A 26903-nucleotide genomic window follows, 5' to 3' on the forward strand; every position below is an offset into this window, starting at 1 on the left:
CGGGGTCATGGACCGTGGCCGCGACGCGGCCGCGGCGGCTTGCACGATCGCGTCGCGGCTGAAGCCGCTCCCGCCGGGGACCGGCCTGACTTCCACGGTCAGACTGAAGCCTTGCGACACCAGCGTTCATCAGACAAGAAGACCGTTGGTCGACTCCTGTGCGCCTGTTACCATCGCGGCCTTTGCCGATCCCCATCGGCTGACCGTCTGAGCGGCCTCAATCTTGCGGACCGCGCGTGCCGTCGGCCCGATGGCGGCGCCGACCCTTTGTACCGGATACCGACGCGATGTACTGCCGCAGTCCCAACCATCTGCCCGCCCCGGCTTGCGTTCGGTATCGCTTGCGATTGCCCCGGCCCGACCGACGCACCGCAGGAGCGGCACTGTGACACCGGCGGGAAACAATGGCCACAACGGCTGGGCGCCGGTCCTGTGGGTGCTGTTGACGTTGGCACTGTCGGTCGCCGCGGACCTGATCCTGCTGGAGCGCGTCGGCATCCCGCAGCGCGTCCTCGAGGCCCAGTCGCGCGCGGCAGAGCAGATTCTGTCGCGGCAGGCCGCCGCCCTCGATGAGCTGGCGGGCGCTCGGCCGGGGCTCCTGCGGGCGGTCCTGAGTCTGGATGCGGGGCAGCCCTTTCTGCGGGTCCTGGCCTTGGAGGACCCGGACGGGCGAATTTTGACTGCCGTCGGTCCCGGGGCCGACGCGGGACCGAGCGCGGCCCGGGAGCCCTTGTCCGCCGCCGGGGCGACCGGGGGCGCAGCCCTGGACCCTGGGACGCGCCTGTCCCTGCAGCCGGACCAGCGGGGCGGGTTGCTGCGTGCATCCCTCGCACTCGCCCCGGCCGCGCCCGGCCGGTCCGGCGGGCGGCTCTATCTGGAACTCGATCTGCGGGCCGCGGAGCAGGCGGCCTGGGCGGAGCGCCTCGCGCCCGCCGGTTGGCTCCCATGGGTGTACGGGGGTGGACTGGCCCTGGCCCTGTCGCTCCTGTCGGTCCCCTACGGACGCTACCGGCGCCACGCCCGCAAGCAGCGCGACGACGCCGCCCTGAGCGCCGTGGAGCCGGACGCCGCGCCGCCGGCCGATGGGCGTAGCGAACTGACCGATCTGTCCGCTTTGGTGAATCAGTTGGGCCAGCACTGCGCCACTCAGGAGGTCGCCCGGCAGGACGCCGAGGCGCGCTGGGAGGCCGCCCTGTCCGTGGCCGGCGAGGGCCTCTGGGACTGGGACCTGACGACTGACCGGGTCTTCTACTCGCCGCGCTGGAAGGCGCAGTTGGGTGAGCCGCCGGAGGCGATCGGCGATGCCCTCGACGAGTGGACCTCGCGGATGCACCCGGACGACCTGGACGCCTGTCGCAGCGCCTTCGCCCGCCATCAGGCCGGCGTGGTGCCGGGCTTCGAGTGTGAGTTCCGGCTGCGTGCCAAGGATGATGCCTGGCGCTGGTTTCAGTGCCGCGGGCGGATCACGCGCCGGGACCCCGAAGGGCGTGGGTTGCGCATGATCGGGACCCAGGCGGACTTGACTGAGCGCAAAGAGGCCGAGCGCACCCTGACCTATCTGGTCGGCCTGGAAACCATGCTGGCGGAGACCTCGCGCACCCTGCTGGCGGCCCAGCCGGAGGCGGTGGATCAGGTGTTGGACCGGGTCCTGGGGGCCTTGGCCCGGCGTCTGGAGGTGGAGCGCGCCTGTCTCTATGCGTTGAGCGCGGACGGCCAGGGGCTCACCGCCACCCATGAGTGGTGCGCGGTGGACATCCCTGAGCAGCGCCTGGGCGCGGACGCCGTTGCGGTGTCCGCACTCCCCCGCTGGATGGAGACCCTGCGCCACGGGGAGGAGGTCCAGATCGACGACCTGGACCACCTGCCCGAGGCCTGGGGGCAGGACCGGCAGGTCCTCGCAGCCCAGGGTGTGTGCGCGATCGTGGCGGTGCCGCTGCGCGTCGGGGCGGGGCTGGCGGGCTGCGTGGTGGCGGAGATGACGCGCGCGCCGCGCGGGTGGCGTGAGGGGGAGGTGCGCGCCCTGCGCCTCCTGGGGGACCTGATCGGCGCCGCCCTGGAGCGGCGCGGGTTCGCGCAGTCGCTGGTGGAAAGTCGGCAACGCGTCGAGCAGGCGGCGCTCTTCGACCCCCTGACCGGCCTGCCCAACCGTGTCCTGCTCGCCGAGCGCATGCGTACCGCCATGGGCGCGGCCATGGCGGGGGGGACGGAACTGGCCGTCTGCTCGCTGGATTTGGACGGCTTCAAGTCACTGAACGAGGCCCATGGCCAGGAGGTCGGCGATCTGATCCTGCAGGCCGTCGCCGCCCGGCTGCGCCAGCAGGTGCGCGAGAGCGACAGTGTGGCGCGCCTGGGCGGGGACGAGTTCGTCCTGCTCCTGGGCGGCTTCGAGGACCCGCAGGCGTGCGCCCGGGTGCTCGATCCCCTGATCGCGGCCCTGGGTCAGCCCTACCAGGTCGCGGACCAGGAGTTGCGGGTCACCGCCAGTGCCGGGGTCACCCTGTATCCGCACGACGCGGCCGACGCCGACACCCTGTTGCGCCACGCCGATCACGCCATGTACCGGGCGAAGCAGCGCGGGCGCAATCGCTGCCTCTTCTTCAATCCCAGCCGCGATCGGCGCGCCCGCGCCCGTCACTCCCAGTTGGAGCAGATCGGCGCGGCCATCGACGGCGACGAACTGGTGCTCTATTACCAGCCCCAGGTGGACATGCGTCGCCGCCGGGTGACCGGGGCCGAGGGCCTGGTGCGCTGGCAGCATCCGCAGCGGGGCCTGCTGCCGCCGGCCGCCTTTATTCCCCTCCTCGCCGGGACCGCGCTGCAGCAGCGCCTGGACTGGTGGGTGGTGGAGCGGGGTCTGTGCCAACTCACGCAGTGGCGGGAGGCGGGGCTCGACCTGTCGCTGAGCCTCAACATCTCCGCCCGCTCCGTTCAGTGCGAGTCGTTCGTCCACGACCTGGGCGAGCGCCTGGCGCGCCACCCCGGCCTGGCGCCGGACTCGCTGTCGCTGGAGATCCTGGAGTCCGAGGCACTGGTGGACCTGGAGGCGGTGGCCCGTGTCATCGAGCACTGCGCTGGGCTGGGGGTGTCCTTCGCCCTCGACGACTTCGGCACCGGCTATTCCTCGCTGACCTATTTCCGGCGCCTGCCGGCCCAGGTCCTCAAGATCGACCGGACCTTTGTGCGCGATATGCTGCGCTCCCCGGACGACCGCAACATCGTCGAGGGGGTCGTGGGGCTGGCCCGCGCCTTCCGGCGCGAGGTGATCGCCGAGGGGGTGGAGTCCGCCGCCCACGGCCTGATGCTGCTGCGGATGGGCTGTGATCAGGCGCAGGGCTATGGGGTGGCGGAGCCCATGCCGGCGGCCCTGCTGCCGCAGTGGGTGGCGGGCTATCGCTTTCCGCCCCTCTGGCGCCTGAGCCCGGATTTCGCCTGGTCCGGGGCGACCCTGGACCTGCTGAGCGCCGAGTCCGAGTATCGGGACTGGGTGGCGCGCCTGATCCGTGCCGTCGGCCCCGGCGCCAAGACCAGGCCGGCGACCCTGGAGGGCGCCCGCGGCGGCTTCGCGCACTGGTACGAGGGGGAGGGGCGCCGACTCTACGGCGCTCGGGACGACTTTCGCCGACTGGAGCCCCTGCACCGGGCGGTGTCTGAGCGGGGTCTGGCGCTGTGGGCGGCCCGCGACCAGGGGGAGCCGACGGCGGGCCGGATCGCGGACCTCGTCGCCGCGCGCGACCTGTGCATCATCGGTCTGCAGGCCCTGCAGGAGGGAGTACTGGGCCAGGCAGACGCGGCGGGTTGAGATCGCTTTCGCACCTGACATCAGGACCGGCTCCTGGTGTAGGGGCGGGTTTGAAACCCGCGCCTGCGTCCGGCTATCACGTCCGAGGACCATATAATCGGTATTGCCCGCTTTAATTGTTTCCCAGGGACCGGTTCGCCAACAATCGGGCGCTTGGGGACCCTGCGCCAACGCCGTCCCTTGAACGTCATTGGCGTTCATTTTGCGGACAATGACCGGATTCAATCGCCATGAGCTTCAAGACCGCCGACCTTTACGACCAGTTCGAGACCCGGGTACGGGTCTGTGACCCCCTGTTTCGCGACTTCGGCGGACACCGCGCCTTTTGCGGCGCGGCGGTCACCGTCAAGTGCTTCGAGGACAACACCCAGATCAAGTCGGCCCTGGCGGAGCCGGGCGCCGCCCGGGTGCTGGTGGCGGACGCGGGTGGGTCGCTGCGCTGTGCCATGCTGGGCGACCTGATCGCGGCGTCCGCGGTCGCTCAAGGCTGGGCCGGGGTGATCCTCTACGGCTGCGTGCGCGACACCGACGAACTCGCCGGCATGGCCCTGGGCGTCAAGGCGCTCGCCGCCAATCCGCGCAAGAGCCAGCGCCGCGGGGAGGGCCAGCGGGACCTGCCGGTCACCTTCGCCGGGGTCTGCTTCGCCCCCGGTGACTGGGTCTACGCGGACGGTGACGGCATCCTGGTCGCCGCCGCGCGACTGCACCCGGCGGACTGAGAGGCAGCCATGGCCTGGACCGAGGCGAAGCAGATTGCGCAGACCATCCTGGATGGTTTCGATATCCATTACCGACTCTTTCGGGAGATCACCGGCGGCGCGCGCGCGCGTTTCGAGGCCGCGGATTGGCACGCTGTCCAGGCCGCGGCCCGCGAGCGCATCGACTACTATGACCAGCGCGTGCAGGAAACCCTGCGCATCCTGCGCCGGGACTTCAAGCTCAATGACCGTGATGAGCGCCTGTGGCGTCGGGTCAAGGTGGAATACCTGCGGATGCTGCCCCAGCACCGCCAGCCCGAGTTGGCGGAGTCCTTCTACAACTCGGTGTTCTGCCGGCTGTTCGATCGCCGCTATTACAACAGCGCCAATATCTTCGTCTGGCCGCTGTTCTCCACCGAACACCTGGAGGCGGAGAACCCCATCTACCGCCCCTATTACCCGGCACGCGACGGCTTCGTGCGGGTCTTCTCCCGCATCCTGAACCGGCTCGATTTCAGTCTCCCCTTCCGCGACCGGCGCCGGGACATCCGCAATCTAATGCAGGCGGTCCAGGACCGCTTCCCGCCCAATCGCGCCCTGGCGCAGAACTTCCAGCTCGCGGTGCTGTCCGAGCCCTTCTATCGCAACAAGGGCGCCTATATCATCGGCAAGGTCATCAATGGTGCGGATCAGACCCCCTTCGCCGTCCCCATCCTCAATGACGAGCAGGGTGGGCTCTACATCGACGCCCTGCTGGCCGGCGAGGACGAGATCTCCGATGTCTTCAGCTTCTCCCGCGCCTATTTCATGGTCGACACCGAGGTCCCGGCCGCGGTGGTGGACTTCCTGCGGCCCCTGATGCGGCGCAAGACCAAGGCCGAGCTCTATACCGCCATCGGCCTCCAGAAGTTCGGCAAGACCGAGTTCTATCGCGACTTACTGAAGCACCTGCGCTATTCCGCGGACGAGCTGCAGGTGGCGCCTGGCATCCGCGGCATGGTCATGTGCGTCTTCACCCTGCCGTCCTTCCCGTTCGTTTTCAAGGTCATCAAGGACCGGTTTCCGCCGCCCAAGGAGATGACCGCGGCGAAGGTCAAGGAGAAATACCTGCTGGTCAAGATGCACGACCGGGTGGGGCGCATGGCCGACTCCTGGGAGTATTCCCATGTCGCCTTTCCGCTGGCCCGCATCGCGCCGGAGTTGCGCGAACAACTGGAGACCGAATGCGCCGAGAGCCTGGAGCTGGACGGCGATCAGCTCGTCATCACGCACCTCTACATTGAGCGGCGTATGACCCCACTCAATCTCTATCTGCATACCGCGGACGAGGACGAGATCCTCCACGCCGTGCGCGAATACGGCGACGCCATCAAGCACCTGGCCGCCGCCAACATCTTTCCCGGCGATTTTCTCTATAAGAACTTCGGCGTCACCCGCCAGGGCCGGGTCGTCTTCTACGACTACGACGAGATCTGCTACCTCACCGAGTGCAACTTCCGCGAGATCCCGGAACCGCCCTATCCCGAGATGGAGATGTCCGCCGAGCCCTGGTACAGCCCGGGGCCGGCGGACGTCTTCCCCGAGGAGTTCGCCACCTTCCTGCTAACCGACCCGCGGATCCGCAAGATCTTCCTGACCCTGCACCGCGACCTGCTCGACCCCACCTGGTGGCGCGCCCGGCAAGCCGTGATCCGCTCGGGGCGCCTGGATGACATCTTCCCCTACCCGGCGGAGCGGCGCTTCAAGCGGCTCAAGAAGGCGCGGCCAGTCACCGGATGAAGGCCCCGGACGGAACCGTGAACGTCGCGTAGCGACGCTGTGGGAGCGGCTTCAGCCGCGACGAGATTTCGCGGGTTACCCGAGCGTCGCGGGTCACCGCCTCTGGGCCTCTGCGCCTCTGCGCGAGACCTCTTAAGAATCTCACGCAGAGACGCAGAGAAGAATTGCGTCAGTCGGGTTACCGTGAAAGCCGCTCCCGCCGAGGGCTTTCATGTTTCGGGGGTGCCGGACAAGCTTTCATGGCCGTTAGCGGGTGGCGGCTCCCTGCCCCGCAGGCCGGGCTGGCCGCTCACCAGCCTGGTCGGCGACCGCTGCGGTCTCCAGCCGTGCCGACAACCCAACCCAATCCATTCGGGACGGGATGAATACCCAGTCTCGCCAAGGAGCAGCGGGCATGACCCCAGAAGCATTGCTGCAGTTGATACGCCAGGGCGAGAATTCCGGCGTTGAATTCAAACGCGATGACCTGCGACCGGAACAATTGGCCCGGGAAGTCGTCGCCTTTGCCAATTTCCAGGGTGGCCGGGTGCTGATCGGTGTCGAGGACGAAGGCACCTTGAGCGGTATTCAACGCCCGGACTTGGAGCATTGGGTGATGGATACGGTCTTCGGTCGCACCGTTCATCCGCAACTGCTGCCGTATTACGAGGTCGTTTTCCTGGATGGCGGCATGCAAGTGGCGGTGGTGACGGTCTTGCCCGGCACGGCCAAGCCTTATGTCGTCCGGCACCATCAGCGCGAGGACATTGAGGACATCTATGTTCGTGTCGGCAGCACCTCGCGGCTGGCGACCAGGGAGCAGCAGGCGGCCCTGTTTGCCGCGGGCGGCCTGCTTCATGCCGAATTGCTGCCGGTGTCGGGCAGCGCCCTGGCGGATTTGGATCGCGCCCGCTTGACCGATTATCTCGGCCGGGTACTGACGGACGAGATACCCCAAGACGAAGCGGCCTGGCTGGAGCGCCTGTGCGGTCTGGGCTTCATGGCCGAGCGCACCGATGAGGTGCCGGTCTGCACCATCGCCGGCCTGGTCCTGTTTGCGCATCGCCCGCGCCGCCTGTTGAGGCAGGCCGGAGTGCGCTGGATGGCCTTCCGGGGGAACGACATGGATTACCAGTCGCTTGATGATGCGGTGCTCGATGGGCCGCTGGTCGGTCTGTGGGCCACCGCGGGGACCGGACAGGTCTATCGGGCGCAGCCTGGATTGATTGAATCGTTCAGCGAGCGGGCCCAGCCGTTTCTGTCGCACGAGTCGGCGGAGCTGGTGGAAGGTCTGCGCCGTGAACGGCGCTGGCATTATCCGCCCGACGCGGTGCGCGAATCACTGCTCAATGCCTTGGCCCACCGTGATTGGACGCGCCCCGCCGAGGTCGAAGTGGTGAGCTACTGCAACCGACTGACGGTGACCAGCCCCGGCGGACTGCAAAACGGGATGACCATCACCAAGATGCTCGCGGGCCAGCGCTCCGCCCGCAACCCGATCCTGGTGGGGGTACTGCGCGACTACGGCTATGTGGACGCCCGCGGCATGGGGGTGCGGCGCAAGATAGTGCCGCTGATCCGTGAATACACGGGGAGCGAGGCGGTCTTCGAGGCGAGCGATGATTTCCTGCGGACTACCTTGCCGGCCAGGCCGCCTCAGTGGCCGAATCCATGAATTCAGGCGCCCCAGCGGACGGCCCGGCCTTGATCGTCGTTGCGGCCGCCCCGGGTCGGAGTCCAAGGCTTGCGCCTTGGATCGACAGGACCAAGGCGCAAGCCTTGGACTCCGGAAGGTGGCGGCTGGCCGGAACGACGATCAAGGCCGGACCGCCCCGTCGGCAGCTCGCCGCCCTCAGGAATGATGCGTGATCGGCTTATCCGTAAACAGATAGTCCTTGAGTTCCTTGTCAAAGACCGCGTCCTGGCGGCGCACCCACTCCAGCAGCATGGCGGCGTGTTCCTTCTCCTCATCCCGGTTGTGGGCCAGGATATCCTTCAGATCCGGGTCCTTGCAGGCGTCGACCCGCTGGTTGTACCAGTCCACGGCCTCCAGTTCCTCCATCAAAGACTGGATGGCCCTATGCATGTCCTTGGTCTCCTCGGACAGTTCCTCGACCGGCTCGTGATACCCCTCGTTCGCCATGGCATAATCTCCCGGGTGCAGTGGTTGAAGCGGCGGGCGCGCGCCGCGCGCGGCGACCATTGTCGGTCTCCCCCAGGCCCCTGGCAATCGGCTTTCCGGGAACTTGGGCGCGGACCCGTTGGAGCTTTGAGCGGCGCGGGGCGAGCCAGGGCAGGCCGCCGCGCCGCGCGGCCGGGGCCTTCGTCGTGCGGCTTTAGCATACTGGTGCGCGCCGGTAAAGTGCTGCATGATATCCCCTGAGATCCGCCCCGCACTCGTGAGGTGACCAGACGATGCTCATGCCTGCCGTCGTGCTCGATACCGCCATGACCGCCGCGGCGGCCCTGACGCGATTTGCTCGCTACGGGTTCTGGATCGATCCGACCCAGCCGCAGGCGCGAGCCTGGATCGAGGCCAGTGCCGCGCACCTTGGCCTCTCGTTCGATGCCGCGGCCGGGCGCCTGCGCCGCGAGTCGGACGGATTCGGCGCCGCCCTGCGGCGGCAGTGGGGCATGCAGATCCTCTGGTACGCGCGGCCGGTGGCAGAGGTGTTGGCCCGCTGCCATGCCGCACCCCCGGATGAGCCGCTGCTGCGCGTGCTGAACCTGCACGAGGCCGATAGCCCGCCGCGGATCGAGTTGCCATCCGAGGGGAACGTACCCGATCGCACAGGAGTTGTTTTTCTCGGCGACCGGCCGGTAGGTGTGAGCGTCTTACCCGCCAGGTCCGAACCGCTGGGTAGTGACGGCGAGTCCGCGCTCAGAGCCGGCGCACCTGAGTCCTTTGAAGACTACGGCTACCGTGACACTTACGAGCGCAACTACGCCGACACCGATGCTACTGTGCGAGTGTCACGCGGCCCGGGCAGTCCGATCAGCACGCCGGATACGGCCACACCGTTGCCCGCAGCCACGCCGCCGCTGGTGCGCGCCTGGCCCCGCATCGATGCGCCCGACTACGCCCCCGCCCGCACCCCGTTTACGGTGCTCGTCGGCCTGGGTGAGACGGCGCAGGCGCAGGTGACCGGCGGTGAGGTGGTGATCCCCAGGCCGGCGGACGCGCGGTTCGTGGAGGTCGGCGTCGAGCTGATCGCCGATGGCCTCGAGGCCCCCGACGGCTGGTCGCGGACGCTGCGCATCGAGGTCGCGGACCCGACGGCGGCCTCGGTTTCATTCAGGTTCGTGGGGCTTGACCCGACGGGCCCCGAGGCGCTGCATCTCACCACCCTGGAGGTCCGCTACCTGGTGGACGGCACGGTCTGCGGGACGGCCGCGCGCGCCCTGGTGATCGGCGCGGCGGACGCCTTGGCGCCGCCGGCGCGGCTGCCGTTCGGTACGGCGTGGCTCGACCGGCCGCCGGTCGCGACCCCCATCGTGCTGGCGCCTGATCCCACCCCGGCCGATCTCACGATCGAGATCGCCAAGCCCGATGGCAATTCGGCTACCGGCATGTACCAGTGCCGGCTGTTCTCGCCACATCCGCTGCCCGCCGGCCAGGGTCCGTTCGCCATCGACCTGGGGCAGGACGCGCGGACCTTCGCGCAGGCGCTGGTCAAGGACATCCGTACCTTCGCCGATGACCCGCTCGTGGACAATGTGCTGTTCGGGGCGGGCCGCTTGATTGCGGATCGGCTGCCCGCCGCCGTCTTCGACGCGCTCCGTGCCGCGGCCGCGGCCAGCGCGCCGCGCCCACCCGCGGTGCTGCTCGTCTCGGCCGATCCCTATGTCCCGTGGGAACTGGCGGGTCTTGAGCCGCCGCTCGACCCCACCCGGCCGGCCTATCTCGGGGCTCAGGTCGTACTCGGCCGCTGGCTGCGGGACCCGAGTGACAGGGCGGTCGGCGCGATGAACGGCGTCGCCGCGGCGCGCCCCCCGGCCCAGCCTCCCGTCACGCTCGGCGTCCGCAATATGGCCGTGATGGCCGGCCTGTACCGCGCCGCGTCGGGGCTGCGCCAACTCCCGCAGGCCGAGGAGGAGGCGGCCGCCATCGCCCAATCCTACGATGCCGTGCAACTGGCGGCGAGCACGCAGGACGTGAAGCGGCTGCTCGATGCGCAACTCACCCACCACTTCCAACAGATCGGCGGCGTGGAGGCGGTCCACTTCGCCGGCCACGGCGATGTCGATCCGGCCGTACCCGACGGCGCCATGCTGATGCTCAGCAACGGCAGGCCACTGCCGTCGCTGCTCTTTCGCAGCGCGCGGTACGGCGGTGCACGTCAACCACTCTTCTTCCTGAATGCCTGCATGATCGGTGTCGGCGGGGAACTGCTCGGGGACACCGGCGGCTTTCCGGGCCATTGTCTGCACGGCGGCTTCGGTGCCCTCGTCGGGGCGCTCTGGGAGATTGACGACACCGTCGCCCGGCAGTTCGCCATCGCCTTCTGGGAGCGTGCCCTGCCCACGGACGGCACGGCGGCCGTGCCGGTCGGCGAGGTGCTGCGAGACCTGCGATCACATTATGATCCGAACGCGGGGGCGGTCCCGGCCCACACCTGGCTTGCCTATGTGTATTACGGGCACCCGCGCCTCACCCTGCAACGCATTCCCTGACGACTGACCCCAACGGAGAGCTGCGATGGCACAATTGAACGGATCGATACAGGTGGTGGATCTCGGCGGCGGCTACGGCATTCGCGCACCCGGCGTGCATGGAACGGCCGAGCTCAAGTATCCCCGCGGCATGGCCGAGCGCTCGCGCTCGCGCCTGAGCGAAGACGGCACCACCGCGCTCGACACTGCGCTGGCCGCCACCGGCCTGACCGAGGTGCGGCAGGTGGACCTGCGGGTGCAGCGGCCCCCGGCCGTGGCCGCCGCGGCCACGCTGCGCAGCAGCGATGGCTGCCAGGACGTGCTGGAACTCGCCGTCCCCGACCTGGGTCCCGACATCGGCCAACTGGTCCTCGCCGCCGACGAGTTCGGCGTACTCACCTGGCACCTGCCGCTGGACGCGCAGGGTCTGACCGAGCCGAGCACCACGCGCGGCAGCGGCGGGGTGAAGCGCTTTCGCATCCCGGCAACAGTGCTCGGGGCGGCGCCCGCCGCGCCGTCAGCCAATCGCGGGCTGCTGGGCACGCTCGGACACAAATTGCTCAAAGTGCTGGTCTATCCGATCACTGACCCGATCGTCGGGGCCCTGGGCGAGTTCTTCACTGAACGCTGGGAGACCCGCAACCGACCCTATGGCCTGCGCGACTTTGCACCGACGAACTTCCGCGCGGCCAGTGCCGCGCCGCTCGGCGTCGCGGACTGGGCACGCCTCGCGCAGGGGCGCGCCCTGCTGTTCATCCACGGTACCTTCAGCACGGCGCACGCGGCCTTCGCCGGGCTCCCCGACCCGGTATTCGCCGAACTCTACCGGCGCTACGGTGGACGGGTGTTCGCGTTCAACCACTTCACGCTCTCGCATGACCCGCGGCGCAATGTCGCCTGGCTGCTCGATCAGCTCCCGGACCGGCCGCTCGCCGTCGATATCGTCTGTCATAGCCGGGGCGGATTGGTGGCGCGCACCCTGGCCGACCCGGCCGCCATGGGGCTGGGGACACCGAACCTGAGTGTGGGGAAGATCGTCTTCGTCGGCGTGCCCAACGCCGGGACGCCGCTCGCCGATCCGGACCACCTGGTGACCATGCTCGATCGCCTGACCACCGCCCTGAACCTCTTCCCGACCGGACCGGTGGAAGAGACGCTCGAGGCGATCATCACGGCGGTCAAGGTCATCGGCCATGGCACGCTCCAGGGCCTCGAGGGGCTCGCGTCCATGCAGCCGGGCGGCGACTTCCTCGCGCGGCTGAATGGCGGCGCCCCGTCGGGTACGGGATACCATGCGATCGGCGCCGATTTCGCGCCGGTGGGCGACGGGTGGAAGGCGCTCATCAGCGGCACCGTGGCCGACGCGGTGCTCGACCGGGTCTTCGAGCAGGTGCCTAACGACCTCGTGGTGCCCGAGCCCGGGGTGTTCGCCGTGTCGGGGTGCCCGGCCTTCCCGATTCCGGACGCACGGCGGCTGCCCGTGCCCGCGAGCGCGGGCGTCATCCATACGACACTCTTCGGCTACCCCCCGACCGGCGAACGACTGCTGGACTGGCTGACCGCGACCTGACCCGGGGTCCTGCCGTACCGCGGGTTGCGCAGTGAGGTGAGAAAGAACGGCGCCCAGTCGTAGCGGGTCTGCCGGCGCAGCGGGTCCGCCAGGTGTGCGACCAGGGCCGACTGCAGCGCCAGGTCCGGCGCCGCGCCGGCCGCATAGGCGCGGTGGAAGTCCACGAGGATGGCGCGGGCGCTGCGGTCGTCGACCGGCCAGAGCGCGCCCAGCAGGGTGCCGACCCCGGCCTCGAACAGCACGGCCTGTAGACCGAAGAGGTCGTCCCCCGGCAGGCGCGACAGCCCGCGTCCGCTGATGGCGCGCTGCCCGGAATAACAGGCTGCCAGGACGACCAACTCGGCCGGCAGGTCGAGGGTCCCGAGCTGCCAACCGTCGAGGACCCCGTCGGCGAGGGCGATGCCGCAGTCGAGCGGATCATCGAGCGCCTCGCCCGTCAGTACGCTGCTGCCGTGCGTGGCCAGGTGCAGACACCGAACCCCGGGGAGCGGCAACGCCAGGAAGGCCGCGCGCGAGCAGTCGATGGCCGCGCTGCCGGCGGCCCCATGTACCGCCGCGACCTCGGCCGCCTCCAGCGGCGCGTTCTTGATGGCCGGCAGGCCCGAGTCCCCAAAGTTGCCGATGCCGACGGCGAGCACCGGACCCTCACGGCGACCGGACCAGTCGTGGAGCAGGCTCGTGAGGTTCGGGGCATAACGAACGGCGAAGCGCTGGATCAGCCAGGGTCGGTCGTCCCCCGCCGCCGACGCCGCGGTGGCCCCCCCTGCCAGGTCCCAACGCGCGGCATGGAACGGGAACAGATGCAGTGTGCGGTGCGGACTCAGGATGAGTCGTGCCTTCCCGTCGATGACACGCCGCAAGGCGTCGGGCAGCAGGACCGGCGCCAGCGCGTCCACGAGTTGGTCGAGCGCGGGGATGATCTCGGCGGTCGCCGGCTTGGGGCCGCTGAAGGCGCGCATACAGAGCAGCCAGGTAGCGAGGTGTTGCCGATCCCCGCTCGCCGGCTCGATGACGGCCGTTTCAAAGCGCTCGCGGGTGAACGCGAGCCCGATCAGCACCTCATCGCGCAGCCAGAACCAGGAGAGCGCCGCTTCGTCGGCCGCGAGTGCACCCTGTACCGCGGCGACGGTGAGCGTGGGCGCGTCGAGTGGCTGTGCGCGTTGCCTGGCGATGCCGCGGGCGGCCGCGACCCGGCGACGGCGCTCCAGCAGTTGCGTGGTCACCGGCCCGCCCGGCGGCGCGAGCGCGAGTGCGCGGTTGACCTCTGCATACTCCTGGTCCAGCCCGGTCACTTGCGCGGCCGCCGCGGCCGGGAGGCGCTCCAGCGCGACCCGTGGGAGCCGCCAGGCGCCGCTTGCCTTGAGGTGCTCCGTGGTCGCCACCAGCAGGTCGTGGCGGCCGAGCTTCAGCGCGGCGGCCGCGCAGTACTCATAGAACTCGGCGCGCGTCGCGAGGAAGGCCGCTTGCTGATACTGCGCGCTCACCCGCGTGCGCTGTTCCTCGATCTGCGCGATGACCCGGCGGCAGGTGGCGAGCACGGCCTCGTGATCGCGCAACCCGGCCCGCGCTCGCACCTCGAACTGGACGGCCGTCAGGTACAACTCGCGCTCATAGGAGACGCTGAAGGCGTCGAGCGAGGCCGCGCGCGTCGGTGCCAGGGTGCGCAGGGCGGCGGCCGTCAAGTCGGGGACCTGGTTGTAGCGCTTCAGGGCGAGGAGTACGTATCCCAGCTCGAGCTGCGCCTGCACGAGGGGGGCCCGCCACCCGAGTGCCTCGGCCTCTGTGATCAACCGTCGTGCCTTGGTCAGGTGTGCCTCGGCGGGACCTTCGTTGCACGCCAGACGCAGCGCGTAGAGTGCCGCGTTGAGCGCTGCCACGCGCTCCGTTTGGTTGGCCGCCAGGACTTGGTGTGTGCCATCCGGCACGGCCTCCCCCGGGCGGGCGCCGACGATGCCCGCGGTGGTGGACCCGAACCAGGTCGCGAGTTCGGCGGCAACCTCGCTGCGGACCGCGTCGGCGACCTCGAAGACCTGACCGAGCAACGTCGCGATGGCGGCGAGGCTCGCCTCGGCCCGCGCGCCGGCGGCCGCGTCCAGATGCTTGCCGTCACCGAGCGGCGCGGTCGCGCGCGCGCCCATTACGAGGCACCAGTGCGTGCCCACATCGCCTAAGCGTGCGAGGAGCGCATTGCCCTGCAGGGTGTCGGCGGCGGTATCGACCCAGCCGAGCACGGCCGTCTCGACCTGCGGCTGCGGATCGGCATAGCCGGCGGCGGCGAGCAGTTCGGCGAGCAGTTCGGCGAGCCGCACAAACTCGAAGTGATCGCCCGCGTCGTGCGCGGCACTCGCCAGGGCGGCCAAGGACGCGCAGCGTTCGAGCGGTTCCTGCGGCCCCAGCAAGGCGCGCAGCGACGGCGCCGTGACCGCGTCGCAATCGGCCCGCACGCCGTTGTCGATGCCGGTGACCCGCTGGTGCATGTCCTGCGCGTGGTCGGCGGCGCCGGCCCGTTCGAAATGGGTCGCGCCCTCACTGAACGCCGTGCGCGCGCGCTCGACATCGCCGTCACCGAGCAAGGCCGAGCCCAGCCAGTAGAGTGCCATGCCCAGCCACCAGGCGTGATCCAGCGGCAGCGGCGGCGCCCAGGCGTCCCCCCCGTGCCGCCATTGCGCGATGGCCGTCTCCAGGGCCGCCACCTGCTCCGGGCTTGCGCCGGGCCCGGCGCAGTCGCGCATGGCGCGCTGGAGCGCGGGGAGCATCGCGTCGAGCTCCTCGCGCCGCGCGTCGGGGGGCGCGGGCGGTTCGACCGCCGCGGGGAACGCCTGCACGACCTCCCCCACGATGGTCTGGAGCGCGGCGAAGCGCCGGATGTAGCGCTGTTCGGCGGGGGTGGCGGTACCGCCCTGCGAGCGCTCGGCGAGTTGTGTGAGCGCCGCCGGTGAGGGCTCCACCGCAACCCCAAAGGTCTCGCGCCAGAGCCGCGTCGACACGACGGCCTTGGCTTGCAGCAGTGCGCGCGCGGCGGCCTCGTCGTCGACCGCCGCGGCGACCCGCCGCGCGCACTCGGGCGCGGGCAGATCGATCCACTCGCGCAACGCTCGACACGCGCTCAGCAACGGTTGGCCGGTCTCACCGGCACGCACCGCCTCACGGAGTCTCGTCCAGTCCGGGGTTGGTCCCATCATCCGCTCCTCTGCCTGAATTCCAGCGGCCGGCCGCACGGGCAACCAGAAAGCCCGATTGGCTGCCGACTGCGCGCTCGAGCCTAGGTTAGCCTAAGTCCGGCAATTGCTCTCACAAAGACACAAAGACACAAAGAAAACAGATCATTGAAGGCGTTGCGCCGATCACCGCCCGGGTGACCTCCGCGACCGACGTATCGCTTTGAAAATTGCGCAGGGCCAGGTCGCCGATGGCTAGGCGGGGGTGCCGCTGCCCGGGGGCCGGCGGGATTGCTACCAGGCGTCCCCATCACCCGGCGTCAGCCGGACCGGGTGGTGTGCCGGCGGGAAGCCCTGGTCGCGATAGAAGCGGAAGCGTTCGCGGGCGGCGGCGCGCACCGCCGGGTCCTGATCGACTGGCTCGCAGACGCGGGCGAAGCGGCTGAAGAAGGGCGGGGCGGCCGGGGCCAGATTGATCAGGACTTGGGTCTCGGCCTCCGGGGTGCCGTCCAGGCCGATCAGGACCGGGGTAAGTTCATGGTCGGTCTGGCCCACCAGTCCGTGGGGGATAAAGCTGGCCTGGCGCCAGGTCCACAGCAGGCGGTCCAGGTGGCGCGCCGCCGTCAGGTCCGGGCAGTGGATCAGTACCCGCAGGTGTTCGGCACGGGTGCGCTCCACCAGTCGGCAGGTGAGCAGGTAACGGTCGCCGGGGCTGTCGGATTCCAGGGTGTAGAAGTCGATGCGGGGCATTTTTCGAGTGGTCAGCGGTCAGCGGTCGTTGTCGTGGTCGTGGTCGTTGTCGTTGTCGGATTGTTCGATTACGACAACGACAACGACGCCCGGTCCGTGGGAACGTCCGGTAGCTGTAGGGTACGGCTTATCCGGCTCCGGCGGTCGCCGCAGCTTGGCGGGTACGCGATGCGTACCCTACGAGATGTGCGTTAACACATCAGCTCTGATCGCACCCGCGGGCGACGGCGAACTTGCCCCGATCCGGTTCGCCCTGCACTATCCTCTATTCGCCGACCACTGACCACTGACCACTGACTGCCGACCCATGCACGACGACCTCACGCAATGCCCGGAATGCGGCCTGCTCCAGCGCATCCCGGTCCTGCCGCCGGGTGGGTCCAGCGTATGCGCCCGCTGCGGCTGCGTGCTGCATCGGGATCGGCCCGACAGCCTGAACCGGACGCTGGCCTTGACGATCGCGGGGCTTGCGCTCTTTGCGATCGCCAACGGCTTTCCCTTCCTGTCCTTCTCGATGCAGGGTCAGGTGACGCAGACGACGCTCTTCACCGGCGTCCTGGAGCTCTACGGTCAGGGGCAGTGGCAGATCGCCGCGGTGGTCGCATTCACCAGTATCCTGGCCCCCGGTCTGCAGTTGACCCTGCTCCTGGCGGTGCTGATCCCGCTGTACGCGCGGCGCCTGCCGTCCTGGCTGCCCTCGCTGTTCCGCTATGTGCGTAACCTGACCCCCTGGGGGATGATGGACGTCTTCATGCTCGGTATCCTGGTGTCGGTGGTGAAGCTCTCGGAGATGGCGACCATCCTCGCCGGCCCCTCGCTCTTTGCCTTCGCCGTCCTGATCTTCGTCCTGGCGGGGGCCCAGGCGGCCCTGGACCCGGATCTGGTGTGGTCGCGGGTGCCGCGCGGTACCCGGGCCGGCGCGCCGCTGCGGGCTGCGGACTCCATCGGCTGCGAGGTCTGTGAACTGGTGGTGGCGCGGCACCCGGCCCCGGGCGCTGGCCTGAGGCTGCACTGCCCGCGCTGCGCCGCGCTGCTGCGCTACCGCAAACCGGAGAGTCTGGAGCGGACCTGGGCCCTGGTCCTGGCCGCGGTGATCTGCTATCTGCCCGCCAATCTGCTGCCGATCATGACGGTCACGTCGCTCGGGCGCGTCCGATCGGATACCATCCTGAGTGGGGTCGGGTATCTGCTGACCCACGGGATGTGGCCCTTGGCGGCGATCGTCTTCGTAGCCAGCGTCTTTGTGCCGCTGCTGAAACTCCTGATCCTGGTCTATCTCCTGATCTCGGTTGAGGTGCGCTCCGGCTGGCGCCCGCGCGAGCGCACGCGGCTGTATCGGATCACCGAGACCATCGGCCGCTGGTCGATGGTGGACGTCTTTGTGGTCAGCATCCTGGCGGCTCTGGTGCGCCTGGGGAACCTGGCCAGCGTGGAGGCGCAGACGGGGGCCATCTTCTTCTGCGCGGTCGTGGTTCTCACCATGCTGGCCGCCATGTCATTTGATCCCCGGCTGATCTGGGATCGCCTGGGGCCGGACCTGGAATCAGAACGGGCGTTGCAACAAGGGCAGGACCATGTCAGAGACCGAGAACGGGGCGATCCCGGGGCGCGGGGCGCGGACGGCCCCAGCGCCGTCCGCGCCCGGACAGGCTGAGGAGTGGGCGGATTGGCCCGGCGCGCCGCTGCCCGAGGCTGTGACGCGGCGGCGCGACCGGCCCTCGATCGTCTGGCTGATCCCGCTGGTGGCCCTGGTCATCGGCGCCTGGCTCGCCTACAAGACTTATGCCGAGCAGGGGCCGCGGGTCCAGATCCAGTTCAACTCCGCGGCTGGGCTCCAGGCCGGCAAGACCAAGGTCAAGTTCAAGGACGTGGACGTGGGGGAGGTGACCGCCATCGATGTGAGTCCGGATCTGAAGTCGATCCTGGTGACCGCCCAGCTCAAGTACGGATCCAGTGCCTACCTGACCACCGATACCCGTTTTTGGGTGGAGCGCCCGCGGGTGAGTGCGAGCCGGGTGTCCGGTCTGGAGACGCTGCTGTCGGGACCCTATATCGCGATCGATCCGGTGACCGAGGGTAAGTCGGCGCGCCGCTTCCTGGGTCTGGAGGAACCGCCGCTCTTCACCACCTCGGAGGCCGGTAAGCGCTTCCTGCTGCGCTCCCCGACCCTGGGGTCGCTCAATATCGGTTCTCCGGTCTACTACCGGCAGATCCAGGTCGGGCAGGTGGCGGGCCACCAATTGGAGACGGATGGGGGGTCGGTCAACATCGAGATCTTCGTCTCCTCCCCCTACGACCGCCTGGTCTATACCAATACCCGCTTCTGGAACGCGAGCGGGCTGGATTTTTCGATCTCCACCGCGGGGGTCACGGTGGACACCCAGTCACTCCTGTCGGTGCTGATCGGCGGCATCTCATTCGACACCCCGGATACCATCGACGGGGAGCGCAAGGCGGCCGCGGCGGGCGAGGTCTTGGCGCTCTACCCGAGTCGGGAGCAAGCCCACGAGAAGACCTACGCCCACAAGGATCGCTACCTGCTGTATTTCAAGGGCTCGGTGAGCGGCCTGGCGGTGGGCGCCGCGGTGCGGTTGCGCGGCATCGCCATCGGTCGGGTGCTGGACGTGCAGTTGATCTTCAATGTGGACGACTACGACTTCCAGATCCCGGTGCTGGTGGAGGTCGAGCCGGAGCGCATCGGTGTCAGTGGCGACCCGGGGCGGATCGAGCCGGCCGCCGTGGTCGAACGCCTGGTCGCCAATGGTCTGCGCGGCCAGCTCAAATCGGATAATCTACTGACCGGTGCCCTCTATGTGGACCTGGATTTCCATCCTGGCGCCCCGCCGGAGCGCCCCTCGCGGCATGGCGACTATGTGGTGCTGCCGACCGTGCCGGCGCCCTTGGAGGCCCTGACCACCAGGGCGACCAGCGTGCTCGAAAAGCTCGATCGCCTGCCGATCGAGCAGCTCGGCCGCGACCTGGGTCAGGCGGCGGCCGGCGCCAACGCGCTGATCAACTCCCGGGAATTGCAGGGCGCGGTCGCAGAGACGCAAGCGGCCCTGGCCGCGGTGCGCAAGAGCGCGGAGCGCCTGGATGGCGAGCTCGCACCGCAACTGAGCGCGGCCCTGCGCGCGACCTCGACCACCATGAAGTATGCCGGTGACATTGTGGCGCTCAATTCTCCCCTATATATCGAGATGGAACGTATGTTTGCGGAGGTGGGCGCCGCGGCGCGCTCCGTGCGGCTCATGGCGGACTACCTGGAGCGTCACCCGGAGGCGCTGCTGAAGGGCAAGGCGGGGGGGCGCTAGTGACAGCGGCAGTGGTTGGCGACGGGGCCGTCGTCGGGCGCGCGGCGAGGCCCGCGAAGCGGACTCATTTCTCCCTTTGCTGGTGGCTTGGCTGGGTCCTTGCCGTCGCCGGCTGTGCCGGCTCACCCCCGTCGAACTTCTTTACCCTGAGACCACTACCCGCGGCGGACGGGCACGCCGCGGTGACCGGCGGTACCCTGGGCATCGGGTTGGGGCCGGTGACCTTTCCCGGCTTTCTGGATCGGCCGCAGATCGTCTCGCGCGATGGCAACAACCGTTTGGCCCTGGACGAGTTCAACCGCTGGGGCGGGACCCTGCAGGACGACTTCCTGCGGGTCTGGAGCGAGAACCTGGCCTATCTGGTCGGCACCAGCCGGGTCCTGATCTTCCCGACCGAGGTCCGCTTCCCACTGGATTTTCGCATCACCGCGGACGTGCTGACCTTCGAGGGCACCCCGGCGGGCGAGGCCGTGCTGAAGGTGCGCTGGGCGGTGCTGGACCCCCGCCTGGAGCAGACCCTGGCGGCCCGCGAGACCAGTTACCGTCAGCCCCTGCGCCCGCCGGCGGATCAGGCGGCGCTCATCGCTGCCATGAGCGCGGCCCTGGGTGCCTTCAGCGAGGACGTGGCCGCAGTCCTGCGCGGTCTGCCCAAGCCGACGGCGCCGCCGGCCGCGCCGCTCCTGTATTGACCCAGGGCACACGCAGGTGCCGGAAACCGTCGAATTAGCTTTTCCGAATATTAGCGTCGTCTGATGCTATTGCCTCATGTATCGATCCCGGGGACTCGGTCTGCGGGTGTACCAGCCACCGGCCCGGCGTACCTGACCAGCAGGCGGAAAGGCCGGGGACAAAGCGGCGGCAAGGATTGTGTGCGTCCCGGCAATTAGCTCTTGTAAAAGGCGCGCCGGGGCGTTACGTTTTCGCTTCACGGCATGCGGCGACCCGGGAACCGGCCCGCTGCTCTGGTTGCAGGGTATTGGTGCAGTGTCGCCGCCGGCTCAACCGGGGTGGGCCGGCGGCCCGCACGGCCCCGCGGTCATTTTCCTGACCGCCGCGTTGCTTGCGCCTTTCGCCCCCGGTGTGGGGCCGGCGGCGCGATCGGAAATATCATTTTCACATTACCACAAGAAAACCCCGGAGGGCGGAGTAACATGGTCAATTTCGCGAGATGTCACGAACAAAATCACAAGATCACGGAGATCTCCAATGTCTTTCTCTATCTCATTCGCAAGCGCGCCATGTGTGATACCGACTGCGCGCGCCAGCTCTTCTTTGAATACGTAAGCAAGGTTCGCCAGCACATGGAGATGGTGGACGCCCAGTTCTGCGGGCGTCTCATTCAGAGTCAGGACCGGCTCATGGTGAATACCGCCGACCGCTTCCTGTCCGGCTCCGTGGAGATCAAGCGGATCTTCGCCGCCTACCTCAAGGACTGGTGCGACGAGCGTAAACAGGAATTGAAGATCGCCGATCACGCCGCCTTCGTGAGGGACACCAATCAGATGTTCGGGTTGGTGCTCGATCGCATCCAGCGCGAGACCGAGAATCTGTATCCGTTGATTCGGCGCCTGGAGGAAAGGACCGAACGCGTCGCCGCCTGAGCGGGGCCCGGCCCTTGAGGTAGGTCCGGCGCGGTCCCCGCCGCCGGGCGGTCGCCGGGCTCAAACCGTCGCGCAGGGCTATACTCTCCTGCGCCGACCAACCGGAGTCATCCCATGCCCGCCCCGCTGCCTGCCACCGCCGAACGCGTCGATCGACTCGAGGCCTCGATCGACCGGTTCGTCGCGAGTGTGGGGATCGAGTTCAACAAGCTCTATAAGTCCCAGCAGCGCACCACGGCGGAGATGCGCGAGTTCAAGGACGAGATGCGCGAGTTCAAGGACGAGATGCGCGAGTTCAAGGACGAGATGCGCGAGTTCAAGGACGAAATGCGCGAGTTCAAGGACGAAATGCTGGGATTCAAGGCCGAAATGCTGGGATTCAAGGCCGAGTCCATCGCCGAGCGCCGCGAGATGAACCGCAAGTGGGGCGACCTCGCCAACAAGCTCGGCACCATGGTCGAGGACTTGGTCTACCCCAGCCTGCCGCGCATCCTGCGTGAGACGCTGGGCCGCGAATTCGACAGCATCCAGGCCCGGGTGCGGTTGCGTCTGCCCGACGGGCGGGTGCGGGAGTTCGATGCCTTTGCCATCGCCCCCGAGGTGGCCGCCTTGAACAGCACCAAGGCCACCCTGCGCAGTGCGGATGTCGACCGGCTGATCGATGAGATCGCCGCCTTCCGGGAATTCCTGCCCGCGCGCGCCCATTTGCCGGTCGTCGGCATCCTGGCCACCCTGTCGGTGGACGACAGTGTGCTCAACTACGCCGAGCGGCTGGGCTTCCTGGTGCTTGCCGTGGGCGATCAGGTCATGGAGGTCAAGAATCGGCCGGGGTTCGAGCCCAGGTTCTGGTAGTCCAGCGCCCGATCATTTCACTCGTGTCCCCGCGGGACCGGACTCCCACAGGGCAAGGCTGAAGCATCGGACGCCGGGGCGCGGGCAGGGTGCGATCAGATCTGATGTGTTAACGCACATGTCGTAGGGTACGCATCGCGCACCTACAGCTACAGGCTACCGGGCGTTCTCAAGGACCGGGCGTCGTTGTCGTTGTCGTAATCGTGGTCGGATTATTCGACAACGACAACGACAACGACAACGACAACGTACCCACGATCTCGATCACCACATCAGTTCTGATCGCACCCGCGCGGGCATCAGAGCAGCAGGGTGCGGATGTCCCCCAGGAGTCGCCCGAGCAGGGTAGTGAAGCGCGCCCCCGCGGCGCCGTCGATCACCCGGTGGTCATAAGACAACGATAGCGGCAGCATCAGGCGCGGCACGAATTCTTTTCCGTTCCATACCGGCTTCGTGTCCGAGCGCGAAACCCCCAGGATGGCTACCTCAGGGGCATTCACGATGGGGGTGAAGGCGGTGCCGCCGATGCCCCCGAGGCTGGAGATGGTGAAGCAGCCGCCCTGCATGTCGCCGGGCAGGAGCTTGCCGTCTCGGGCCTTTTTGCTGAAATCCATCAGGTCCCGGGCCAGGTCGTAGATGCCCTTCTTGTCCACGTCGCGCACCACCGGGACCACCAGCCCGTTGGGGGTGTCCACAGCGACGCCGATATGGGTGTAGTGCTTCATCACCAGTGCGTCGCCGTCCGGGGTCAGGGACGACTTGACCGTGGGCATGCGGTTCAGGGCCGTGGCGACGGCCTTGAGCAGGAAGGGCAGGAAGGTCAGTTTCACCCCCGCCGCCTCCGCGGCGTCCTTCTGCGCCTTGCGGAAGGCCTCCAACTCGGTGATGTCCGCCTCATCGAACTGGGTGATGTGCGGGATCGAGAGCCAGCACCGGTGCAGGTGCCGGCCGCTGAGCTTCTGGATGCGGGAGAGTTCCTTGACCTCGACGGGTCCGAACTTGGAAAAGTCCACGGCCGCCGCGGCGGGGAGCGCGAAGGGCAGGGCGCCCGCGGCGGACGCCGCGGCCCCCTGGGCCAGGGTGCGCTTGACATATCCCTGCACGTCCTCCCGCAGCACGCGGTCCTTGGGCCCTGACCCCTTGACCAGGATCAGGTCAACGCCCAGCTCCCGCGCCAGACGCCGCACCGTGGGGCTGGCGTGGGCCTTGCGACCGGCAGCACCGATGGCGGCCAGGTCGTCCGGACGCAGGGGCACCGGGGCCTGACGCCGCTCGGCCTCGCCAGGGGCGCGCTGGGGGGGCGTCGGCGCGGGCTTGGCGGGCGGTTCCGCGGCCGGGGCTGGAGCAACTGCCGTCGGCGCCGCCGCGCCGCCGCCATCCACCCGCAGCGTCAGGATCAGGTCGCCCTGGCTCAGTTTGTCCCCGAGTTGGACCGCGATACCCTCTACTACGCCGGCCTGCGGCGAGGGGACCTCCATGGTCGCCTTGTCGCTCTCCAGGGTCAGGATGGATTGATCCTGTTCCACCCGCTCGCCCGGGGCCACCAGGATCTCGATCACGGGCACCTCGGCGTAGTCACCGATGTCCGGGAGCAGGACTGAGATGGTCTCGCCGACCCCGCTCACGGCTGGGGCTGCGGCCTGGGTCGGGGCCGCCGTCGGGCTGGCCGCCGTCGGCTCGGCCACTGGCGACGCCGCGGGGGGCGGCGCCGCCGCATCCTGCGTCGCCAGTGTCATCAGCGGGCTGCCGGCCGCTATCTTGTCCCCGACCTTGACCAGGAGGTCCTGGATCACCCCGCCGCGCGGCGCCGGGATCTCCATGGTCGCCTTGTCGCTCTCCAGGGTCAGGAGTGACTGTTCGGGTTCGATCCGCTCGCCGGGGGCGACCAGGATCTCGATGATCTCGACCTCGGCGAAATCGCCGATGTCGGGCAACAGGATGGTTTCGAGGTGTGCCACGCTGTATTCTCCAAAGCCTGTGTTGCCGGGCGTTTCAGACGGTCACCGGATTGGGCTTTTCCGGGTCGATGCGGTATTTGGCGATGGCCTCCGCGACCCTGGCGGCGGGGATCGCGCCCTCGTCCGCCAGGGCCTTGAGGGCGGCTACCGCCACATAGTAGCGATTGACCTCGAAGAACTTGCGCAACTGACTGCGCATGTCGCTGCGGCCATAGCCGTCGGTGCCCAGCACGACATAGCGACGCGGGCAATAGGGCCGAATCTGATCGGCATAGGCGCGCATATAGTCGGTGGCGGCGATGACGGGTCCGCGGGTGTCGGTGAGTTGGGCCGTCACATAGGGCGCCCGCGGTTCGTCCTCGGGGTGGAGCATGTTCCAGCGCTCCGCGTCGATGCCCTCGCGCCGTAGTTCATTGAAGCTTGTGACACTCCACACCGTGGCGCCCACGTCGAAGTCACGGGCGAGCAGCTCGGCCGCGGCCAGCACCTCGCGCAGGATGGTGCCGGCGCCCAGCAATTGTACCCGGTGGGTGCGCTCCTCGCCCCGCTGGACGCGGTACATGCCCTTCAGGATGCCGGTCACCGTGCTCCCATCAGGCCCCTCCGGCAGGGCCGGCTGGGGGTAGTTCTCGTTCATCGTGGTGATGTAATAGAACCACCGCTCCTTCTCCTGATACATGCGCCGCAGTCCGTCCTGGACGATCACCGCCAGCTCATAGGCATAGGCCGGGTCATAGGAGATGCAGTTGGGGATGGTGGCGGCCAGCAGGTGGCTGTGGCCGTCCTGGTGCTGGAGGCCCTCGCCCGCGAGCGTGGTGCGCCCGGCCGTGCCGCCGATCAGGAAGCCGCGCGCCTGCATGTCACCGGCGGCCCAGGCCAGGTCGCCGATGCGCTGGAAGCCGAACATCGAATAGTAGATATAGAAGGGGATCATCGCCTGGCCGTGGTTCGCATAGGCCGTGGCCGCCGCGATCCAGGACGACATGGCCCCGGCCTCGTTGATCCCCTCCTCCAGGATTTGCCCCTTCTTGTCCTCCCGGTAGGACATCACCTGATCGGCGTCCACCGGCTGATAGAGCTGGCCGACGGAGGAATAGATGCCGACCTGGCGGAACAGCCCCTCCATGCCGAAGGTACGCGCCTCGTCCGGGACTATCGGCACGACCAGGGGGCCGATCTCCTTGTCGCGCAGACAGATGTTGAGGATGCGCACGAACGCCATGGTGGTCGACTGCTCCTTGTCGCCGGTGCCCTCCAGGAGCGGGGCGAAGGCGGCAAGCTCAGGGACCGTCAGCGCCGCCGCCGTGTCGTGCCGGGCCGGCAGGAAGCCGCCCAGGGCCTCGCGCAGTCCGTGCAGGTGGCGCATCTCCTCGCTGTCGACGGGGGGCTTGTAGAAGGGGGTGGCGTCGAGCTGATCGTCCGACAGCGGGATGTTGAAGCGGTCGCGGAAGGCCTTGAGCGCCACCTCGCCCATCTTCTTCTGGGAGTGGGTGATGTTCATCCCTTCGCCGGCCACGCCCATGCCGTACCCCTTGATGGTCTTGGCCAGGATCACGGTGGGCTGACCGGTCGTCTTCACGGCGGCGGCGTAGGCGGCATAGACCTTGGCCGGGTCATGACCGCCGCGGTTCAGGCGCCAGACGTCCTCGTCGGTCATATTGGCGACCATCTCGGCGGTTTCCGGATACTTGCCGAAGAAGTGCTCGCGGACAAACTTGCCGTCTCGGGCCTTGTAGGCCTGGTAGTCCCCGTCCACGCACTCCTCCATGCGCTTTAGGAGCACCCCGTCCTGGTCGCGGGCGATCAGCGGGTCCCAGTAGCTCCCCCAGATGACCTTGATGACATTCCAGCCGGCCCCGCGGAAGTCCGCCTCCAATTCCTGGATGATCTTGCCGTTGCCGCGCACCGGGCCGTCGAGGCGCTGCAGGTTGCAGTTGACCACGAAGATGAGGTTGTCCAGCCGCTCCCGGGAGGCGAGCGCGATGGCGCCCATGGACTCGGGCTCGTCCATCTCCCCGTCCCCCAGAAAGGCCCAGACCTTGCGGTTGCTGGTGTTGACCAGCCCCCGGTCGTTGATATAACGCATGAAGCGCGCCTGGTAGATGGCCATGATCGGGCCCAGCCCCATCGAGACCGTCGGAAACTGCCAGAAATCGGGCATCAGCCAGGGGTGCGGATAGGAGGAGAGGCCCCCGCCGTCCACCTCCTGGCGGAAGTTGAGCAGGTCGTCCTCGCTGATGCGGCCCTCAAGGTAGGCGCGGGCATAGATGCCCGGGGCCGAGTGGCCCTGGATGAACACCAGGTCGCCCCCGTGGTCCGGGGTGCGGGCGTGGAAGAAATGGTTGTAGCCCACGTCGAACAGGGTGGCGGAGGAGGCGAAGGAGGCGATGTGGCCCCCGAGTTCCGTCGACAGCCGGTTGGCCTGCACCACCATCGCCATGGCGTTCCAGCGCACGAAGGAGCGGATGCGCCGCTCCATGGCCCGGTCACCGGGGAAGCGCTCCTGCTGCTGGACCGGGATCGTGTTGAGATAGGCGGTGTTGGCGCTGTAGGGCAGATGGGCCCCCGAGCGCCGGGCCTTGTCGATGAGACGCTCCAACAGGAAGTGGGCGCGGTCGACGCCCTCCTGTTCCAGCACGCCGTCCAGGGCGTCGAGCCACTCTTGGGTCTCTTGCGGATCGATATCGGGTCTGTTGGTCATGACGGTTCCCGGTCAGCGGTCATGGCGGGGGAGGCGCGTAAGGTCCGCAGTATATCAGGGCGAAGCGGCGACAATGGTGAGGATGTGTTGGGGC

General features: G+C 68.5%; 16 protein-coding genes. 11 read left to right on the forward strand and 5 right to left on the reverse strand.

Annotated elements, in window-relative coordinates:
* Positions 1 to 385: 385 nt before the first annotated feature.
* The 4 genes from THSYN_RS01105 (at position 386) to THSYN_RS01120 (ending at position 7930) form a co-directional block, all read left to right on the forward strand.
* Positions 386 to 3799, forward strand: coding sequence for a bifunctional diguanylate cyclase/phosphodiesterase (locus THSYN_RS01105; RefSeq protein WP_100917506.1), 3414 nt, complete (start codon positions 386 to 388; stop codon positions 3797 to 3799).
* Between the two features lie 230 nt (positions 3800 to 4029).
* The gene (gene rraA / locus THSYN_RS01110; RefSeq protein ID WP_100917507.1) at positions 4030 to 4518 is read left to right on the forward strand and encodes a ribonuclease E activity regulator RraA; all 489 of its coding nucleotides are present in this window, start codon (positions 4030 to 4032) and stop codon (positions 4516 to 4518) included.
* 9 nt (positions 4519 to 4527) lie between these two features.
* A complete protein-coding gene (gene aceK, locus THSYN_RS01115) occupies positions 4528 to 6276 on the forward strand; it encodes a bifunctional isocitrate dehydrogenase kinase/phosphatase (RefSeq protein WP_100917508.1) in 1749 nt (582 codons plus the stop codon).
* 394 nt (positions 6277 to 6670) lie between these two features.
* On the forward strand, positions 6671 to 7930 hold the full coding sequence (locus THSYN_RS01120; RefSeq protein WP_100917509.1) for an RNA-binding domain-containing protein: 1260 nt from the start codon (positions 6671 to 6673) through the stop codon (positions 7928 to 7930).
* 177 nt (positions 7931 to 8107) lie between these two features.
* Here the strand turns inward: THSYN_RS01120 and THSYN_RS01125 are convergent, their stop codons facing one another.
* Complete coding sequence (locus tag THSYN_RS01125; RefSeq protein ID WP_100922254.1) at positions 8108 to 8398, reverse strand: encapsulin-associated ferritin-like protein; 291 nt, start codon at positions 8396 to 8398, stop codon at positions 8108 to 8110.
* A 272-nt stretch (positions 8399 to 8670) separates the two neighbouring features.
* Between THSYN_RS01125 and THSYN_RS01130 the strand changes: the two genes are divergently transcribed.
* The gene (locus THSYN_RS01130; protein ID WP_100917510.1) at positions 8671 to 10929 is read left to right on the forward strand and encodes a TCAD7 domain-containing protein; all 2259 of its coding nucleotides are present in this window, start codon (positions 8671 to 8673) and stop codon (positions 10927 to 10929) included.
* Between the two features lie 25 nt (positions 10930 to 10954).
* Entirely contained in the window at positions 10955 to 12478 is a 1524-nt protein-coding gene (locus THSYN_RS01135; RefSeq protein ID WP_100917511.1) for an esterase/lipase family protein, read from the forward strand.
* Here THSYN_RS01135 and THSYN_RS01140 read toward each other — a convergent pair.
* Both THSYN_RS01140 and THSYN_RS01145 read right to left on the reverse strand, forming a co-directional pair.
* Entirely contained in the window at positions 12430 to 15660 is a 3231-nt protein-coding gene (locus tag THSYN_RS01140) for a CHAT domain-containing protein (protein ID WP_100917512.1), read from the reverse strand. The two genes, THSYN_RS01135 and THSYN_RS01140, sit on opposite strands and share 49 nt — an antisense overlap.
* A 270-nt stretch (positions 15661 to 15930) precedes the next feature.
* Positions 15931 to 16386 (reverse strand): DNA polymerase III subunit chi, encoded by a 456-nt coding sequence (locus tag THSYN_RS01145; RefSeq protein ID WP_100917513.1) that lies wholly within the window; start codon positions 16384 to 16386, stop codon positions 15931 to 15933.
* Between the two features lie 307 nt (positions 16387 to 16693).
* Here THSYN_RS01145 and THSYN_RS01150 point away from each other — a divergent pair, with 307 nt between their 5' ends.
* The 5 genes from THSYN_RS01150 (at position 16694) to THSYN_RS01170 (ending at position 22150) form a co-directional block, all read left to right on the forward strand.
* Entirely contained in the window at positions 16694 to 18040 is a 1347-nt protein-coding gene (locus THSYN_RS01150) for a paraquat-inducible protein A (protein WP_100917514.1), read from the forward strand.
* Positions 17961 to 19697 (forward strand): PqiB family protein, encoded by a 1737-nt coding sequence (locus tag THSYN_RS01155; protein ID WP_100917515.1) that lies wholly within the window; start codon positions 17961 to 17963, stop codon positions 19695 to 19697. Before THSYN_RS01150 ends, THSYN_RS01155 begins: the two co-directional genes overlap by 80 nt.
* Positions 19697 to 20386, forward strand: coding sequence for a PqiC family protein (locus THSYN_RS01160; RefSeq protein ID WP_236848763.1), 690 nt, complete (start codon positions 19697 to 19699; stop codon positions 20384 to 20386). Before THSYN_RS01155 ends, THSYN_RS01160 begins: the two co-directional genes overlap by 1 nt.
* Positions 20387 to 20848: 462 nt before the next feature.
* On the forward strand, positions 20849 to 21298 hold the full coding sequence (locus THSYN_RS01165; protein ID WP_100917517.1) for a hypothetical protein: 450 nt from the start codon (positions 20849 to 20851) through the stop codon (positions 21296 to 21298).
* Between the two features lie 114 nt (positions 21299 to 21412).
* Positions 21413 to 22150, forward strand: coding sequence for a hypothetical protein (locus THSYN_RS01170; RefSeq protein WP_100917518.1), 738 nt, complete (start codon positions 21413 to 21415; stop codon positions 22148 to 22150).
* A 299-nt stretch (positions 22151 to 22449) separates the two neighbouring features.
* Here THSYN_RS01170 and aceF read toward each other — a convergent pair whose 3' ends face one another.
* Both aceF and aceE read right to left on the reverse strand, forming a co-directional pair.
* A complete protein-coding gene (gene aceF, locus THSYN_RS01175; RefSeq protein ID WP_100917519.1) occupies positions 22450 to 24108 on the reverse strand; it encodes a dihydrolipoyllysine-residue acetyltransferase in 1659 nt (552 codons plus the stop codon).
* Between the two features lie 34 nt (positions 24109 to 24142).
* Positions 24143 to 26809 (reverse strand): pyruvate dehydrogenase (acetyl-transferring), homodimeric type, encoded by a 2667-nt coding sequence (gene aceE / locus THSYN_RS01180; RefSeq protein ID WP_100917520.1) that lies wholly within the window; start codon positions 26807 to 26809, stop codon positions 24143 to 24145.
* Between the last annotated feature and the right edge of the window lie 94 nt (positions 26810 to 26903).

Source organism: Candidatus Thiodictyon syntrophicum, from assembly GCF_002813775.1.
In the GTDB taxonomy this organism is placed as follows: Bacteria; Pseudomonadota; Gammaproteobacteria; order Chromatiales; family Chromatiaceae; genus Thiodictyon; species Thiodictyon syntrophicum.

Coding starts and splice junctions, on each gene's coding strand:
- THSYN_RS01150 (WP_100917514.1), top strand. CDS start 16,694: ATGCACGACGACCTCACGCAATGCCCGGAATGCGGCCTGCTCCAGCGC.
- aceE (WP_100917520.1), bottom strand. CDS start 26,809: ATGACCAACAGACCCGATATCGATCCGCAAGAGACCCAAGAGTGGCTC.
- THSYN_RS01140 (WP_100917512.1), bottom strand. CDS start 15,660: ATGATGGGACCAACCCCGGACTGGACGAGACTCCGTGAGGCGGTGCGT.
- rraA (WP_100917507.1), top strand. CDS start 4,030: ATGAGCTTCAAGACCGCCGACCTTTACGACCAGTTCGAGACCCGGGTA.
- aceK (WP_100917508.1), top strand. CDS start 4,528: ATGGCCTGGACCGAGGCGAAGCAGATTGCGCAGACCATCCTGGATGGT.
- THSYN_RS01155 (WP_100917515.1), top strand. CDS start 17,961: ATGTCAGAGACCGAGAACGGGGCGATCCCGGGGCGCGGGGCGCGGACG.
- THSYN_RS01130 (WP_100917510.1), top strand. CDS start 8,671: ATGCTCATGCCTGCCGTCGTGCTCGATACCGCCATGACCGCCGCGGCG.
- THSYN_RS01120 (WP_100917509.1), top strand. CDS start 6,671: ATGACCCCAGAAGCATTGCTGCAGTTGATACGCCAGGGCGAGAATTCC.
- THSYN_RS01135 (WP_100917511.1), top strand. CDS start 10,955: ATGGCACAATTGAACGGATCGATACAGGTGGTGGATCTCGGCGGCGGC.
- THSYN_RS01170 (WP_100917518.1), top strand. CDS start 21,413: ATGCCCGCCCCGCTGCCTGCCACCGCCGAACGCGTCGATCGACTCGAG.
- THSYN_RS01125 (WP_100922254.1), bottom strand. CDS start 8,398: ATGGCGAACGAGGGGTATCACGAGCCGGTCGAGGAACTGTCCGAGGAG.
- THSYN_RS01145 (WP_100917513.1), bottom strand. CDS start 16,386: ATGCCCCGCATCGACTTCTACACCCTGGAATCCGACAGCCCCGGCGAC.
- THSYN_RS01165 (WP_100917517.1), top strand. CDS start 20,849: ATGGTCAATTTCGCGAGATGTCACGAACAAAATCACAAGATCACGGAG.